The sequence below is a fragment of the Flagellimonas sp. 2504JD4-2 genome (assembly GCF_053642935.1).
In genome coordinates, this window is the sequence record NZ_JBSIOV010000002.1 from 447,645 (window position 1) to 464,462 (window position 16,818).

Consider the following 16,818-nt stretch of genomic DNA (forward strand, 5'->3'; position numbering starts at 1 on the left):
CTACTTGATAGGCATATCACAATTCTTGATGAATACTCAACAATGGGGGCTAAGCTCATGTCCTATCCATATTGAAAAGCATAGTAGGTTAGCTGTTTCATAAATTGTATCTTTGCCCGCATGAATTTAGAGGACATTGCGACAGTAAAGTCGATTCTTTCCCAACCCCAAAAGATTGTGATCATACCTCATAAAAATCCTGATGGTGATGCTATAGGTTCTTGTCTGGGATTGTATTGCTTTCTTAAATCCATTGGTCAAGAAGCTGCGGTTGTTGCTCCAAATGACTACCCAAAGTTTTTGAAATGGATGCCAAAAAATGAAGTTGTCCTGAACTTTGAAAAGGAAAATTCTCAAGCGAAAAAGCGACTTGAAGAAGCTACCGTAATCTTCACATTGGATTTCAATGATTTGTCAAGAACAGGGCAACTGGAGGCTCTTCTCAAAGAAAAAGAAGCTGATTTTATCATGATTGACCATCATCAGCAACCGAGTGATTACGCTACCGTTACGTATTCGGATGTTGAGATGAGTTCAACCTGCGAAATGGTATACAATTTTATAGAGTATTTGGGGGGATTGGATAAAATTGATGAAGAAATCGCTACCAATCTGTATACGGGGATAATGACCGATACCGGTTCCTTTAAATACCGTTCAACATCTAGCAGAACCCATAAAGTGGTGGCCGATTTAATGGATCGCGGTGCCAATAATATGGAAATCCATAGACAGGTTTTTGACACCAATTCTCCCTCCAGATTGCATCTTTTAGGTGTTGCATTGAGCAATATGGTCATCTTGCCAGAGTGCAAAACGGCTTACATCACCCTAACTCAGGAAGAGCTGGATACCCATGATTTTAAAAAAGGGGATACCGAAGGCTTTGTCAATTATGGTTTAACTTTGGAAGGCATTGTTTTCGCGGTGATTTTTATTGAAAACAAAGAAGAGGGCATCATTAAGATTTCGTTCCGCTCGATAGGTGATTTTTCGGTAAATGAATTTGCCAGGGAACATTTTAATGGAGGTGGCCACGATAATGCTGCAGGGGGTCGAAGTGATGATACTATGGATGCCACCATCAAGAAGTTCAATTCCATCCTCGAAATCTATAAATCGCAATTAAATCCATGAGAATTCCTGTTCTTCTTTCCTTGGTTTTTATTTTGATTGGCTGCGGAGGACCAGAACCTCGAAGACCCGTCAAAGTTAAATCAGGTAGCTTTTTTAAAGAATCTGTTGAGCGAAACAAAGCATTGTTGGCTCAGGAAGAAAAAATAATCCAACGGATTATCGAAAAGGACACTCTACATACCTACAACGCAAGCCCTAGTGGATTCTGGTATTATTTTGAAAACCAAAATGAGGAATCGGCGTATTTGCCAAAAACCGATGATCAAATTTTATTCTCCTATAATCTGATCACCATGGAGAATGACACTTTATATACAGCCGAGGAAATAGGTCCGACTTCGTATGTTGTGGACAAGGAACAGTTGTTTCCAGGTTTACAAAATGCAGTGAAATTGCTCAAAATCAATGAGCGGGCAACATTTTTGTTCCCTTCGTTACAGGCCTATGGGTACCATGGGGATGGCAACAAAATTGGTCCTCGAACACCCATAAAATCAACAATAGAATTACATACAATCATTATAAATCAAGATAGCTTAAATCTTAAACCATGAACGCAATGAAACAATCACTTGTTTTAATCACCTTATTTTCAATAGTCCTACTCGGATGCAAATCGAGCAAATATGCCGAACTAGGTGATGGAATCTTCGCGGATATCCAGACCACCCAAGGGGACATTATTGTAAAACTGGAACATGAAAAAACTCCGGTTACCGTAGCCAATTTTGTATCACTTGCCGAAGGCAATAATCCCTATGTTGCGGATAGCCTTAAAGGAAAAAAATATTACGATGGAATCATTTTCCATAGAATCATCAAAGATTTTATGATTCAGGGAGGAGATCCCACAGGAACCGGAAGAGGAAATCCAGGATATAAATTCAAGGATGAGTTCCACGATTCTTTGGCCCATTCCAAAAAAGGAATTTTATCCATGGCCAATTCTGGACCGACAACCAATGGAAGTCAATTCTTTATTACGCATAAAGAAACACCATGGTTAAATGGAAAGCATACTGTTTTTGGAGAAGTGGTAAGTGGAATAGATGTAGTCGACACCATTGCCAATGTAAAAACCTTGCCGGGAGATAAGCCAGAGGTGGATGTTGTTATGAACAAGGTGGAAATTGTTCGAAATGGCAAGGAAGCCAAGAAATTTGATGCCGTTCAGGTGATGGAAGATTATTTTGCGGAAGCGGAAGCTGCGGCGGCTGCATTTAAAAAGATGAAGGAAGATTTCGTGGGGGAATTGGCAAAACAAAAAGAAGAAGCGGAGGAAACCGCATCAGGACTTCGAATTTATTCCTTAGCAAAGGGAGATGGAGAACAACCCAAAGTCGGACAAAAGGCTTTTGTGAACTATGCCGGATGGTTGCCAGATGGCACCTTATTTGACAGTAATGTTGAAGAGGTGGCTGCAAAATTCAACAAATTGAACCCAGGCAGAAGAGATCAAGGTGGTTATCAGGCATTTCCAATGGATTACAGTCCAGAGGCTAGATTAATTCCTGGTTTCAAAGAAGGACTTCTAACCATGAAAGTGGGAGACAAAGTGCGCTTGTTTATTCCTTCGCACTTGGGTTATGGCCCTCAGGGTGGTGGTCCCATTCCTCCAAACTCCGATCTTGTTTTTGATCTGGAGATAACCGGGATTCAAGAATAACTTATCATTCATAATTATAGAAAGCAGCACTTAAGTGCTGCTTTTTTTTGCCTAAAGCTTTGTTAAGATATAAAGTGACATTGGGTATCTAGGAATTAAGAATTAGATTAGAAGCGAATAATCCATACTTGCAATTTTGAAGGGACAAAAAATCAAAACAATTATTGTACTTGCCCTGCCGGTACAGATTATCCTGGTTAAATGGATTGGAAGCTACCCAGGGTTTGTGGAACAATACTATAGCAATGGATTGTATCCCCCCATCGCTCAATTTTTCAGGACACTTTTCGGTTGGATTCCTTTTTCCATAGGAGACATTTTTTACCTGTCACTCTTTTGGTTGGCTGGAAAATACATCTACAAGCATTGGAAACTAATTCGAAGCAAACCACTGCTTTTTGGCAAGGACATTCTGGTCGTACTCTCCATCACGTATTTTGCCTTTCACCTCCTGTGGGGCATGAACTATTACCGATTGCCCATTACTTCCAAAATGGGCTTGGAGAAAGAATACAGCAAAGAGGATTTGGTTGATTTTACTCAATATCTGGTTGAAAAGACCAACCACTATCAATCTACGATTACTGGAGATACCGTTCAACCGGTAAAAATTCCATACTCGAGAAAAGAAATTTTCCAAAAAACTGTGGATGGATATTCAAAATTGAAGAACACCTATCCTTATTTTGAATATAAAAAACCGAGTTTAAAAGCCTCACTCTTTAGCCTTCCGTTAACGTATATGGGGTACGGTGGTTATCTGAATCCATTTTCGAATGAGGCCCAAGTAAACGGATTGACGCCGCTTTTTAGGTTACCTACGGTAAGTGGGCATGAAGCGGGACATCAATTGGGCTATTCAGCCGAAGATGCCACCAATTTTATCGGATTTCTGGTTACTTCGCAAAATGAGGATCCCTACTTCAAATATGCTGCCTATAACCATGCCCTTGGCTATTGTATTTCAGATCTAGCCCGAAAGGACGAAGCTAAATCCAGGGAAATCATAAAAAAACTGAATCCGGGGGTCAAAAAGAACTTTAGGGAGCTTGCTGAGTTTTGGGCAGGTTATGAAAATCCATTGGAACCCGTGTTCAAATCTATATTCAATACCTTCTTAAAAGCGAATAATCAGGAGGAAGGAATTCACAGTTATAATTCGGTCGTGGGCTTATTGATAAGTTACCACGACCGAAAAGGGTTTTGAGTTAATCTTGCAAGATTTAGTTTTTAATTGCTGTTCTTAGCTTCAACAAAAGTAGCCTGATCAGGTTTAGCGTAGTATCCATCAGGCTTAGCCGTTTTACTTAGGGTAATATTTTCAAAATTCACAGTACCTCTGGGATCCAAAATTTTGGTTCCTTCATAATTGTACCAAGTTATCGCTTTCGGAAGTGTCAGACCATCGATTTCCTGCCAATCGTCATATCGAATCCACTTTACATTATCCGATACTTCTCCGGTCCTATAGGTTACGGTATATCCCAACCAGGTCATTTTGTGTGTTCCCGGATCAAAGTGGATAAAATATTGATCTTTGGGCGAAGTTCCCACACCGGAATCATAGGAAATACTGACACCGGGATAGCTTTTACCATCATAAACCAATGCTTCGGTTTCACCGTAATGTATCCCATCATCGGCCAAAACAAATGGCATGGCATAGAAATAGAACATCAGGTTGTGATAAAAAACAGCATCTCCCTCATAATTTTTGGCAGTATCCAAAAGCCAGACCTTTGGACCATTTGAACCCATAGAAAACTTTTCCGTGTCAACACGGTCTTTTCTTGTCCAAAGATCCACGGTATGTAATTCCTTTAAATCTGGTTTTGGGATTTCAAAAATCAACGTTTTTTGACTTTTCCAATTTTTTAGGCCTCCGTGCGCTGTGAACACGCTTTCAAGGGCTTCGGGATAGTTTTTTTCGGAAGCAATTTCTTGTGGTTCGCCTTCCTTGCCAATATCCTCTTTTTTAGGATTGTCCTTGCAAGCGAATGCGGTAAATGCAAGAAGGATTACAATTAATTTTCTCATTGTGGTAGTTGTTTGCCGCTTTGTCGTAAAACCCATTTCAAGATTACAAGAATATGTATTTTTGATGCGTGAAGGAAGCCAAACTTATAAGCAGTACACAAAATCCTTTAGTCAAAAAGATAGCTCTCCTTAAGGAGAAATCACGGGAACGCAAGAAAACAGGGCTTTTTGTGGTGGAGGGACATCGCGAAATAGCACTTGCCTTAAAAGGGGGATATACCATAGAAACAGTGCTATATTGTCCAGGTATCTTTGCTGATTCTTCCCTTTCTATCTTTTCGAAAAGTCCACAAATCGAATTCATCCAGGTATCCAAATCGGTGTATGAAAAAATAGCCTATCGCGAAGGCACCGAGGGGATTCTGGGTATTGCCAAGGCAAAAAAACCAACTTTGGAAAATGTCCGGTTCAAAAACAAAAATCCACTGATTTTAGTAGCTGAAGCACCTGAAAAACCCGGAAATATTGGGGCCTTGTTGCGTACGGCCGATGCGGCTGCAGTGGATGCCGTTTTAATAGCCAATCCCAAAACGGATATCTATAATCCAAATATTGTCAGGTCAAGTGTTGGCTGTGTTTTTACCAATACCATTGGAACGGGAACCACAGATGAAATCATCAATTTTCTAAAAGAAAATCGCATCAAAATATTTTGTGCGGCACTTACCGCTTCCGAGAATTATGTGGATTGCGATTTTAAGTCCGGCACAGCAATAGTAGTGGGCACAGAGGCCACCGGTCTTACTGATGATTGGCTACAAAACTCAGATCAGAACATTATCATTCCCATGCAAGGTGAAATTGATTCCATGAACGTTTCCGTGTCAGCAGCAATACTTATATTTGAGGCAAAGCGTCAACGCGGATTTTAAGCTATGGAAAAAACTACTTTGTTCTACGTAATCATCGCTATTTTGGTGGTTCAATACCTCATTCAACAGTTTTTGGAGTACCTCAACGCCCGGCGCTTTAAGTCGAACGTTCCCGAAGAACTGAACGATGTATTTGATTCCAGCGAATACGAGAAATCCCAGGGATACAAGCTGTCCAACTATCGCTTTGGGATGTTTTCTGATGGTTTTTCCCTAATTCTTACGCTCTGTTTTCTGTTCTTTGGAGGCTTTGAATGGGTGGACGGTCTAACACGCTCTTATGTTGACGGTACGATTCCGATGGCACTGGTCTTCTTTGGAATAATCTTATTGGGAAGTGGAATTTTGGGACTCCCATTTTCATACTACCAGACTTTCGTGATTGAACAGCGCTACGGCTTTAACAAAGCTACCAAAAAGGTGTTCTTTATGGACAAATTAAAAGGAGGTTTGTTAGCAGTTGTATTTGGAGGCGGGATGCTTACCTTGTTTATTTTGTTCTATCAATGGACAGGGCCAAAATTTTGGATATATGCCTGGTTGCTGGCCGGTACCTTTGTTCTTTTCATGAATTTGTTTTACAGCCGATTGATTGTCCCACTCTTCAATAAACAGACACCATTGACCGAAGGAAATCTAAAAAATGCCATTGAAGCCTATGCCCAAAAGGTAGGTTTTGAGCTCAAAAACATTTTTGTGATCGATGGGTCAAAAAGATCTACGAAGGCCAATGCCTATTTCTCTGGATTTGGCAAAGAAAAACGGATAACCTTGTTCGATACCTTGATCAATGATTTGGACGAGGATGAAATTGTGGCAGTTTTGGCACACGAAGTAGGACATTACAAGCGAAAACATGTCATTTTTAACCTTTTGGTTTCGCTGGGACTGATGGGATTCACACTTTACATTTTATCCCTCTTCATCAACACACCCGAAATCTCGTTGGCCATTGGGGTGTCCATTCCAAGTTTTCATGCAGGACTTATTGGCTTTGTTTTGCTATATAGCCCCATCTCCGAAATAACAAGCCTTGCCATGAATTATCTGTCAAGAAAATTTGAATTTCAAGCCGATGATTACGCCAAAAATACCTTTTCGGCCGGCCCATTGATAGCCTCTTTGAAAAAGTTGTCAAAGAATAGTTTGAGTAATCTGACACCACACCCGGCATACGTTTTTGTGCATTATTCCCACCCTCCATTAATTGACCGAATTAGGAACTTAAAGGCATAGTTTTTGTTGTTTACCTTCAAAGATTATGGTAACTTTAATATACTATGACGGAGGCAGCTATAGAAAAAGAGAATAAGGAGATTGCCAAGCAATACAAAGAATTGCTTCGCATCAGCTATCAAACCTTGACCAATGAGGACAAGAAATTGATACGCTCTGCATTCGACGTGGCCGTAGATGCACATAAGGACCAACGACGGAAATCGGGCGAAGCTTATATTTTCCATCCTATTGCCGTTGCCAAAATTGTCGCTTCCAAAATTGGCTTAGATGCCGTTTCCATTGCCTCTGCCCTACTTCATGATGTCGTTGAGGACACACCATATACGCTGGATGATATTGAGCGCATATTTGGAGAGACCGTGGCACGAATCGTGGACGGACTTACCAAAATAGCCCATCTAAAAAAAGACAAGGACATAAGTCAGCAAGCTGAAAACTTCAGAAAAATGTTGCTGACCCTGCATGATGATGTCCGGGTAATCATCATCAAGATTGCTGATCGGTACCACAATATGCTTACCATGGATTCCATGCCCGAGCATAAACAGGTAAAAATAGCTTCCGAAACACTGTACATCTATGCTCCTCTGGCCCATAGAATAGGACTCTATAATATTAAGACACACTTAGAGGATCTGAGCTTAAAGTATACCGAACCCGAAGTATATCAGGATATCCAGGCGAAAATTGAGGATACTGAAGAAGAGCAATTGGCCTATATCGAAGATTTCTCCAATGTTATTCGGAATTCATTGGATAAAGAAGGACTCAATTATGACATCAAGGGGCGAATGAAGTCGATTTTTTCCATCCGAAGGAAAATGAAGGCGCAAAACGTGGCTTTTGATGAGGTCTATGACAAATTTGCCATTCGAATCATCTATAAATCCGATCGGAAGAATGAAAAGTTCCTGGCCTGGAAAATCTATTCCATAGTTACGGATCACTTCACCCCTAACCCAATTCGGCTGCGGGATTGGATTACATCCCCAAAATCCACAGGTTACGAAGCCCTACACATTACGGTTATGGGTCCAAAGGGAAAATGGGTGGAAGTCCAGATACGTAGCGAACGTATGCACGAAATCGCGGAAAAAGGCTATGCTGCGCACTTTAAATATAAACATGGAGAGCAGAAAGAACAGGGTATTGAAGATTGGTTGAATCGTTTGCAAGAAGCTCTAGAGACCTCTAATGCCAATGCGGTTGACTTTGTGGAAGAATTCAAACTGAACCTCTACTCCAAAGAAATCTTCGTATTTACCCCAAAAGGGGATTTAAAATCAATGCCCAAAGGATCTACTCCTTTGGATTTTGCATTCCACATCCACACTGAAATCGGTATGAAGACCCGTGGAGCCCGGGTGAATGGAAAATTGGTGCCATTGGGTTCGGAACTTCATAGTGGTGATCAAGTTGAAATCATTACGTCGGAAAGTGCAAAACCCAATCAAAGTTGGTTGGATTATGCCCAGACGGCCAGGGCACGGTCCAAAATCAAATCCTCCTTGAGCGAGGAGAAAAAGAGCATTGCTACCGATGGAAAAGAAGTGCTGCGAAGAAAGTTAAAATCGCAAAAGATTACCCTGAACGAGGATACCGTCAACAAATTGGTCACCTTTTTCAAACTAAAAACCAGTCTTGATCTCTTTTATCGGGTGGGAATCGGTGTTATCGACAATGAGCGCATCAAGGAATTTGCCTCATCGTACCACAACGCCTTCTTGAACTTCTTCAAAAACAAAATCCGAAGAAATCCTACCCCAAAAGATGTGGACAAGGAGGAAATCACCACCAAGTATGATATGCTGGTGTTTGGTAAAGAAGAAGAAAAATTGACCTATAAATTGTCCCAATGCTGTAATCCCATTCCTGGTGACGAAGTATTTGGTTTTGTAAGTGTGAATGATGGCATAAAGGTCCACAGTAAAAACTGTCCCAATGCCATTTCACTGCAATCCAACTATGCCTACCGGATCATGTCTGCCAAATGGATAGACTCCACCCAGGAGGAATTTACCGCTGACATTCAGATTACGGGAATTGACAACATGGGGCTGGTCAATGATATTACCAACATCATTTCCGATAACATGCACGTGAACATGCGGAATCTGAATTTTAGTGCAGATGGGGGGACTTTTACGGGAAAAATAAAGTTAGTGGTAAAAAATAACAGGATCCTCAAAAAATTGATGAATAATCTTAAGCAAGTTGAGGGTATTGACAAAGTGACCAGAATTTAATTTTTAGCTGTACCTTTGTCCTTTAGCATTGGTGAGAAGGCTATGGGAAACAACAAAAATCAGGAAATTGTAAAAAATGTGTTCACTTCTTTCTTAGAAGAAAAAGGACATAGAAAAACTCCAGAACGCTACGCGATTCTTCAGGAAATCTATGAAAGTGATGATCATTTTGATGTGGAATCCCTTTACATTAAAATGAAAACCAAAAACTATCGGGTAAGTCGTGCCACCCTGTACAACACCATTGAACTTTTATTGGAGTCCAAACTGGTAAGAAAACACCAATTTGGAAAAAACCAGGCGCAATATGAAAAGTCATATTTCGATAGACAGCACGATCATGTCATCCTGACCGATACCGGAGAGGTAAAGGAATTTTGTGATCCTCGTATCCAATCCATCAAAAAAACCATTGAGGAGGTTTTTGACATAAAGATCCATAACCACTCACTCTATTTCTACGCAACACAAAACAAAGAAGAAAACCTAACCGAATAACCAACACATTTCATGGTAGATTTATTGCTTGGACTCCAGTGGGGAGACGAGGGAAAAGGAAAGATTGTTGATGTACTAACCAAAGATTATGATATTATAGCCCGTTTTCAAGGAGGTCCAAATGCAGGGCACACTTTGGAATTTGATGGCATAAAACACGTTCTCCACACCATTCCTTCAGGAATTTTCCATAAAAATGCCATGAACATCGTGGGCAACGGGGTGGTTATAGATCCCGTGATCTTTAAAAAGGAGCTGGACAACCTGGATAAATTCAATATCGACATTCTTTCCAAATTGCTTATTTCGAGAAAAGCACATCTTATTCTACCTACCCATCGCCTACTCGATGCAGCCTCCGAAACTGCTAAAGGGAAAGCCAAGATTGGCTCTACCCTAAAGGGTATCGGCCCGACCTATATGGACAAAACGGGCAGAAATGGTATGCGTGTAGGGGATTTGGAATTTGACAACTGGAAAGAAAAATACCGTAATCTGGCCAACAAGCACGAAGCCATGATCGGGTTCTACAATGTGGATATCCAATATGATCTGGCCGAATTGGAGGAAGAGTTCTATGAAGCCGTGGAGCGATTGAAAAAACTTCAATTTATTGACAGCGAAGAATATATGTTCAAAGCCCAGGCGGAAGGTAAAAAAATACTGGCCGAAGGTGCCCAAGGTTCTTTATTGGACATTGATTTTGGAACCTACCCTTTTGTAACCTCGTCCAACACCACGGCAGCAGGTGCTTGTACCGGCTTGGGTGTAGCACCCAATAAAATTGGACGGGTATTGGGAATTTTCAAGGCCTACACCACTCGGGTTGGAAGTGGCCCCTTCCCTACCGAACTTTTCGATAAAGACGGTGAAACCATGGGCCGCGTAGGAAACGAATTTGGTGCTACCACGGGAAGACCACGTCGCTGCGGATGGCTCGATTTGGTAGCCTTAAAATACGCCGTGCAAATCAATGGTGTAACCGAATTGATGATGATGAAGGCCGATGTGCTGAGTGGATTCAAGACTATCAAGGTTTGTACTGCTTACAAATACAAGGGAGAGGAAATTCAACACCTACCTTACAACATAGAAAGTGAAAATATCACTCCCGTATATACCGAGTTAAAGGGCTGGGCAAAGGATTTGACCAAAATGACCAAGGCAGAGGAACTGCCACCTGCACTTAACGACTATATTGCCTATTTGGAAGAGCAATTGAATGTTCCTATCCGGATAGTTTCCGTGGGACCTGACCGGGTGCAGACCATAAATCGATAAGGTTGGCGTAACAAAATCTTATGAGATCAGTCTTAACAAAAAACTGATCACATGGATGCACCAACAACTTCTGACCAAAAATTTACCTTAGGTAAAGCAGCTTTAATCGCCGGCTTGGGCCTTTTGCTCATGATCCTTACCGTACCCTTTGCGGAATTTTATATTTTTCCAAAACTCATAAGCGATGATGCTGTAACTACTGCGGAAAATATCAGCAAAGAAAAATTGCTGTTCACTACGAGCATTTTTCTTCATTTTTTCACCCTACTCTGCGATATTGTGGTCGCATGGGCATTATACTTATTCCTAAAACCGGTTAGGCGCTACTTCTCACTACTTACTGCTTGGTTTCGATTGATTTATACAACTATGTATCTAATTGCATTGGCCAATTTGGTCAAAATTTTAATCCTTTTGCAAACCGCGAACGATTCAATAAACACGCAACTGGCCGAATCCGTACAGTTTTATGTGGACTCCTTTCGCTTGGAATGGTCCTTTGGACTGGTCATATTTGGGGTGTACTTGGTGTTACTGGGTTATTTGGTGTTAAAGGCGAACTATGTCCCAAAAATTTTCGGAGCACTTTTATTGATTGCCGGATTGGGCTATGTTATTCACACCTTGGGTGCCTTTGTTAGTCCAGCCACGAATTTGGATTTCCTCTTCTTTACATTCTTTGGCGAACTGGTGTTTATGGTATGGCTATTGGTTAAGGGGCGGAAATTGCAACTTATAGTTAAATAGTGGTATTTAACCCATAGCACTAAAGGTTAATCCCACAAAAGAGGTAAATTGGGGGAGTAAACGAGTGGCCTACAATTTGAAAACTCAAATAACCCTTCTTGACAACTATTTTAATGATAGACAAAAAGCTGTGGCGGGGCTTTTCATGGCTCTTTTGTTCGTTAGCTTTCTTCATTTGTTCAGTAAACCTCTTTTCCTAGAAGATTTGCTGGCCGGTTTTTGTGGTTTCTTTTGTCTAATATTATTGGGAAGTTTAATTTTTTCTAGAAAAGTTTTGTTCAAGGAAAATGGGAAAATTTTCCAAGGACTGATTATTAGAGATTTAGTTTTTTATAAAAAAAATATTAATCTCAATGATATAGTTACCATCAAAGTCCGAAAAAACAAAAATCATCTATCAGTTCCATGGTGGATAAGTATGTCTTTGGACTCGCTTATTGAGGATAACCTTTATAGGTTTAATCTGGAGAACATTTCTGGAAAAGAAAAGTATTTGATTTCATTTAGGCAAAAGATTTATTACAATCGTGCTTTGGATTTTTTTGAACGCAATACTTATTTAGACATAAAAAAGTATGAGTAGCAGGGCGTAGCATAATTCCAGTTTTGCTACATTAGAAAAAAAACATTAGTCAACACATGTTTTTTCTACTCATCATACTTTAAAGCCGACACAATGACCAAAACCGATTTTTTTAGAGTTGTAATAAAGATTTTTGGAATCTATTGCTTTATTCAGGCACTTTTTCAACTGCTTCCGAATATTTCGTTTTCTGGAAGCTTTGCTTCCTTCAGTTTTACTTTCAATCTTATTTATTTGATTGTAATGGGGATAATCACATTTCTCTTGTTATTTCGAACGGATAGATTAATCAAACTCTTCAGATTAGAGAAAGGCTTCGATACCCCGACGATTGACACAAAAAACTTGAGCTCCGATGGGCTTTTCAAATTTGGAATAATAATCATTGGACTTCTAATGATTTCAAACAACATATCCTCGTTTGTAAATTACTGTTATTTGGCTTTTAAAAAACAAGTTTCCGCTAATGGGCTTGATGAAGTTAGCGGTTCAATATTAAATCAATATCTGGATTATAATTGGTGGATTATTTCCGGTTTGAATGTCTTGATCGGAGTTATACTTTTGGTCAATTATAAACGAATCTCCAAACTGCTTGTGAAAAATGAGGAAAAAGTTGGATGAGAATGGCCTTGACCTATTGTGGTAGAAGGTCACATACGAATCATAACCAGGGCCATAGGCAACCATTAAAATGAATGACATTAAAACCAAATATTTCATTGACAGCAAAGCATGGAGAAGATGGCTCGAAGAAAACTTTGAGACCCAAGATGATATTTGGTTGGAGTACCCTTTGAAGAAGACAGGCAAAGAACGAATCCCATACAATGATGCCGTTGAAGAAGCGCTTTGTTTTGGATGGATTGATAGTACAGTTAAATCATTAAACGAAGAGACCACTATTCAACGATTTTGCAGAAGAAGGAAAGGTTCAACCTATTCACAGCCTAATATTGAACGCTTAAAATGGCTCTCTGAAAACAACTTGATTCACGATTCAATTAAAAAAGATGTTTTAAGAGTAATTCAACAAGAATTCATTTTTCCAGAAGACATAATAACCCAGTTGAAGTCAAATAAAGCTTTTTGGAGCAATTACCAAAGCTTTTCGGAACCCTACAAACGCATCAGAATTGCTTACATTGAAAGTGCAAGGAAAAGATCTGACGAATTTGAAAAGCGATTAAGTAATTTCATTGCCAAAACAAAGGAAAACAAACAGATCAAAGGATTTGGTGGAATTGATAAATATTATTAAAAAAAGCTGTTGGGAGCTCGGGCATGTTATTGTGCCATCCTAAAATCATAACAGCGACCATAGTACAACATTTAACAAACTAGTAATGGCAAAAATCAAAATCACACGTATTTGGCACGGAACTACCAAATTGGAACATGCTGATAGCTATTTAAATTATATAGAGCAAACCGGGATTTCAGATTATAGGAACGTTGACGGAAATTTATCTGCAAGAATATTAAGGCGAATAGATGGAGATATATGTCACTTCTTTACTGTAACAGAATGGGATTCCTTTGAAAGTATAAAAAAGTTCGCCGGAAACAATTACGAAAAGGCGAGATATTATGATGAGGACAAAAAATATCTCTTGGAATTTGAGGAAAATGTAACTCATTTTGAAACCTTTGAATACTAAAAAAACTGAATCAGTGACCGAAAAACAAAAAATGCTCAATGGGGATTTTTACGATTCCCGCGACCCAGAATTGCTCAGTATGTACCATAAAGCGCGGAAACTCTTACAGCAATATAATAACCTCGACTCCGAACTGGCAGAAGAACGGGAGCAGATTTTATCAGAGCTGTTCCAATTTAAAGGTGATGGCGTTTGGATTGAAACACCCTTTTTTTGTGATTATGGTGAAAACATTTCCATTGGGGAAAATACATTCGTGAACACCAACTGTATGTTCTTGGATAATAATAAAATCGTTATCGGTAAAAATGGGTTGATCGCCCCCTATGTTCAAATCTATACGGCCAATCATCCTTTAAAAGCCTCTGAGAGAATCATCAGTACCGGAAATGGAACCCGTTACTTGACCTCGACCAAGCCCGTATCTATTGGAGATAATGTGTGGATTGGAGGAAATTCCGTGATTTTCCCGGGGGTGACCATAGGAAATAATGTTACAATTGGCGCTGGCAGCGTGGTGACCAAAGATATTCCGGACAATGCCCTGGCATTTGGAAATCCGTGTGAGGTAAAAAAGGAGCTAGATTAAAAGCTACCCATATCGTCAACTTGGCACAAAACCTACTCTGGTTGATTGTGTCACTTCACTTTAATAAAAATCAATATCTTTAATTATCTGATTTTTAGTTAGATAAATCTATAGGGATTAACTCGCGAAACAATCTAAGTCATCCCTGTGGGCTACTATAAAAACCAATTACCATGAGAAATCCATTGACCATATTTGCTATAACGCTCTTTGTATTGAACTGCTATTCTCAAAAAACAAATCCTTCCACGGACAAAAGCCAGGATGAATTGGCAATTAATCAATCTATAAAAGATTGGGACAAAGCCTGGGAAACCAAAAACCTTGAAATGGCACTAAAGCATTATTCAAATGATATTGATTGGACAAACGCATTTGGTGACAGGGTCCAATCCAAGGGTGAATTAAAAAAGTTACTAGGTTTTATCTTTAATATGGACTTTGTGATGGCGGGTGAAAACAATTATGGGACGAATGAAATTACTTTTTTAAGTGATGACATAGCGACTGTAAGATCCCTAAATATCAGAAAGAATCAAAAGTGGTCAGATGGTTCCAAAATGGAGGACAGACGAATAAGTCATCTGAGAATTTATCAAAAAATTAATGGAGCATGGGTGATTACCGACCACATGATAAGTCAGTCATGGCCCAAAAACCCTAGATAACTACTTGTTAATAACGTCCATAATTAAACAGGTATATCTCTATAATGGATTTATTCCTACATTTAAACTAAGTCCATCTGAAAGAATCGGGTGGAAGCTGGCTCACCTTGCTGGTTCCTTATAATGATAGAGAGGGCTGGGGAGCATCTAACTTATACTAAAACATGACTCGTTTTTTGGGCAGAATATGGAGTTTATTGGGGATAGCATTATCCGCATCATCCATTATTAGCCTTTTGCAGATTGGCCTTGATCTAAAATTGGCTTTAAGCCTATCCGAACTGCTCAATTTTTATAGGGAATTGGTTCAACCGATTTATCAAATGCTGTACAAACCGATACTTTGGATTATCGGAGATGTGCAAATTCCAAACTGGGTGATGGATGTCCAAACACTCGCTGTAGTTGTAAGCAGCATTTACGTTAGGGCAAAAAGTGCAGAAAGGGTTAATGGCGAAACAGTCCATTTTAAAACCCGTGCAAGTAAAATAATTGCGGTTGCCCTATTGGGTTTTACCATGATTGGATTATTGTTTCTTCCCTTTATCCTTATCGGGATGGTGATGTTACCCGTTTATTACGTCAACCAATTACGCTGGAACAAACACCTTAAGTGGTATCAATTTAAAAAGGTACTTCGGTCTGTCTATATTTCCGCAGGAAACGAAGGTGCACTGTTCAACACTTCGGCGATTTATGCGTATTTAACCCTGATTGTGGTGGTAGCCTTTTATCTATGGAATTCAATTATCGTATAGCAAAAGGGTTTCAGTGTAGAATGCCTCCTCATCATCTTTCCCCAAAAAAATAACTACCTTTCAATCTACACCGCGGATCTAACGATTTAACAGTAAAATATTCAACATATGAAAAAATCAATTGTTTTCTTGATTTGCGCTATCCTATCAATTGGAATCCAAGCACAGGGCATTATTGGTGCTTGGGAAGGTTATACAACTTCAGAAAATGGGGACAAGCTTAAAAATGTGGTCATCTTTGCGGATGGCTATCAGGTCATTAGCGTCTATCATGCCGATACCGGAAAATTTGCATACTCCAATGGTGGCACATGGAAGTTGGAAGGGGATGTTATGACGGAAAAAGTAGAATTTGATACCAAAAAACCGGAGCGTGTGGGTTCCGAGGTAAGCTTTAGGGTCATTATTACAGAAAACACAATTCAGGTTGCCGATTCTGATATGAAGTTGACTCGATTGGATGACGGAACACCCGGAAAGTTAAATGGAGCCTGGTTGATATCTGGAAGGATGCGCGAAGGTAAAATGCAATCAATCAATACCAATAGACCACGAAAAACCATGAAAATTTTATCCGGAACCCGATTTCAATGGATAGCGTACAATACCGAAACAAAACAATTTATGGGTACTGGAGGCGGCACTTACACCACAATTGATGGTAAATACACCGAGAACATTGAATTCTTCTCCAGGGATGATTCCAAAGCGGGACTGAGTTTAAGTTTTGATTATGAATTGGTAGATGGTAATTGGCACCACTCAGGTTTGTCCAGCAAAGGGAGTCCAATTAATGAAATTTGGAGTCTCAGGGAATAATTTTTTTGAATCAGTAC

Annotated in this window: 18 protein-coding genes; 17 read left to right on the plus strand and 1 reads right to left on the minus strand. The window is 39.7% G+C overall.

All coding sequences use genetic code 11. From position 1 onward, the window contains the following. Positions 1 to 120: 120 nt before the first annotated feature. From ACULLH_RS08645 to ACULLH_RS08660, 4 genes are all read left to right on the plus strand, one after another. Positions 121 to 1,137 (plus strand): DHH family phosphoesterase, encoded by a 1,017-nt coding sequence (locus ACULLH_RS08645; RefSeq protein ID WP_454088342.1) that lies wholly within the window; start codon positions 121 to 123, stop codon positions 1,135 to 1,137. Next, complete coding sequence (gene gldI / locus ACULLH_RS08650) at positions 1,134 to 1,691, plus strand: gliding motility-associated peptidyl-prolyl isomerase GldI (protein WP_454088343.1); 558 nt, start codon at positions 1,134 to 1,136, stop codon at positions 1,689 to 1,691. Before ACULLH_RS08645 ends, gldI begins: the two co-directional genes overlap by 4 nt. Positions 1,692 to 1,696: 5 nt before the next feature. Then, positions 1,697 to 2,803, plus strand: a complete 1,107-nt coding sequence (locus ACULLH_RS08655) for a peptidylprolyl isomerase (RefSeq protein WP_454088344.1) — start codon at positions 1,697 to 1,699, stop codon at positions 2,801 to 2,803. 136 nt (positions 2,804 to 2,939) lie between these two features. Further along, positions 2,940 to 4,010: a DUF3810 domain-containing protein gene (locus ACULLH_RS08660; protein ID WP_454088345.1), complete on the plus strand. Its 1,071-nt coding sequence runs from the start codon at positions 2,940 to 2,942 to the stop codon at positions 4,008 to 4,010. Positions 4,011 to 4,033: 23 nt separating this feature from the next. Here ACULLH_RS08660 and ACULLH_RS08665 read toward each other — a convergent pair whose 3' ends face one another. Further along, a complete protein-coding gene (locus tag ACULLH_RS08665; protein WP_454088346.1) occupies positions 4,034 to 4,840 on the minus strand; it encodes a DUF6503 family protein in 807 nt (268 codons plus the stop codon). A 68-nt stretch (positions 4,841 to 4,908) separates the two neighbouring features. Here ACULLH_RS08665 and ACULLH_RS08670 point away from each other — a divergent pair, with 68 nt between their 5' ends. The 13 genes from ACULLH_RS08670 to ACULLH_RS08730 all read left to right on the plus strand — a co-directional run bounded on the left by ACULLH_RS08670 (position 4,909) and on the right by ACULLH_RS08730 (position 16,801). Then, positions 4,909 to 5,712: a TrmH family RNA methyltransferase gene (locus ACULLH_RS08670; RefSeq protein ID WP_454088347.1), complete on the plus strand. Its 804-nt coding sequence runs from the start codon at positions 4,909 to 4,911 to the stop codon at positions 5,710 to 5,712. Positions 5,713 to 5,715: 3 nt separating this feature from the next. Next, entirely contained in the window at positions 5,716 to 6,948 is a 1,233-nt protein-coding gene (locus ACULLH_RS08675) for a M48 family metallopeptidase (RefSeq protein ID WP_454088348.1), read from the plus strand. Positions 6,949 to 6,992: 44 nt separating this feature from the next. Beyond that, on the plus strand, positions 6,993 to 9,197 hold the full coding sequence (locus ACULLH_RS08680) for a RelA/SpoT family protein (protein ID WP_454088349.1): 2,205 nt from the start codon (positions 6,993 to 6,995) through the stop codon (positions 9,195 to 9,197). 42 nt (positions 9,198 to 9,239) lie between these two features. Continuing rightward, positions 9,240 to 9,695, plus strand: a complete 456-nt coding sequence (locus ACULLH_RS08685; RefSeq protein WP_454088350.1) for a Fur family transcriptional regulator — start codon at positions 9,240 to 9,242, stop codon at positions 9,693 to 9,695. A 12-nt stretch (positions 9,696 to 9,707) separates the two neighbouring features. Next, complete coding sequence (locus tag ACULLH_RS08690; RefSeq protein WP_454088351.1) at positions 9,708 to 10,976, plus strand: adenylosuccinate synthase; 1,269 nt, start codon at positions 9,708 to 9,710, stop codon at positions 10,974 to 10,976. Between the two features lie 51 nt (positions 10,977 to 11,027). After that, on the plus strand, positions 11,028 to 11,723 hold the full coding sequence (locus tag ACULLH_RS08695) for a DUF4386 domain-containing protein (protein WP_454088352.1): 696 nt from the start codon (positions 11,028 to 11,030) through the stop codon (positions 11,721 to 11,723). A gap of 676 nt (positions 11,724 to 12,399) precedes the next feature. Further along, positions 12,400 to 12,930, plus strand: a complete 531-nt coding sequence (locus ACULLH_RS08700) for a hypothetical protein (RefSeq protein ID WP_454088353.1) — start codon at positions 12,400 to 12,402, stop codon at positions 12,928 to 12,930. 70 nt (positions 12,931 to 13,000) lie between these two features. Then, positions 13,001 to 13,567 (plus strand): YdeI/OmpD-associated family protein, encoded by a 567-nt coding sequence (locus ACULLH_RS08705; protein ID WP_454088354.1) that lies wholly within the window; start codon positions 13,001 to 13,003, stop codon positions 13,565 to 13,567. An 85-nt stretch (positions 13,568 to 13,652) separates the two neighbouring features. Next, positions 13,653 to 13,967, plus strand: coding sequence for a hypothetical protein (locus ACULLH_RS08710; RefSeq protein WP_454088355.1), 315 nt, complete (start codon positions 13,653 to 13,655; stop codon positions 13,965 to 13,967). Between the two features lie 13 nt (positions 13,968 to 13,980). Continuing rightward, a complete protein-coding gene (locus ACULLH_RS08715; RefSeq protein ID WP_454088356.1) occupies positions 13,981 to 14,556 on the plus strand; it encodes a sugar O-acetyltransferase in 576 nt (191 codons plus the stop codon). Positions 14,557 to 14,729: 173 nt separating this feature from the next. Beyond that, positions 14,730 to 15,224 carry a YybH family protein gene (locus ACULLH_RS08720; protein WP_454088357.1) on the plus strand — a complete coding sequence of 165 codons (495 nt, stop codon included), beginning with the start codon at positions 14,730 to 14,732 and terminating at the stop codon, positions 15,222 to 15,224. A 164-nt stretch (positions 15,225 to 15,388) separates the two neighbouring features. After that, positions 15,389 to 15,982 (plus strand): hypothetical protein, encoded by a 594-nt coding sequence (locus tag ACULLH_RS08725; RefSeq protein WP_454088358.1) that lies wholly within the window; start codon positions 15,389 to 15,391, stop codon positions 15,980 to 15,982. 108 nt (positions 15,983 to 16,090) lie between these two features. After that, the gene (locus tag ACULLH_RS08730; protein ID WP_454088359.1) at positions 16,091 to 16,801 is read left to right on the plus strand and encodes a membrane or secreted protein; all 711 of its coding nucleotides are present in this window, start codon (positions 16,091 to 16,093) and stop codon (positions 16,799 to 16,801) included. The last annotated feature ends 17 nt before the right edge of the window (positions 16,802 to 16,818 follow it).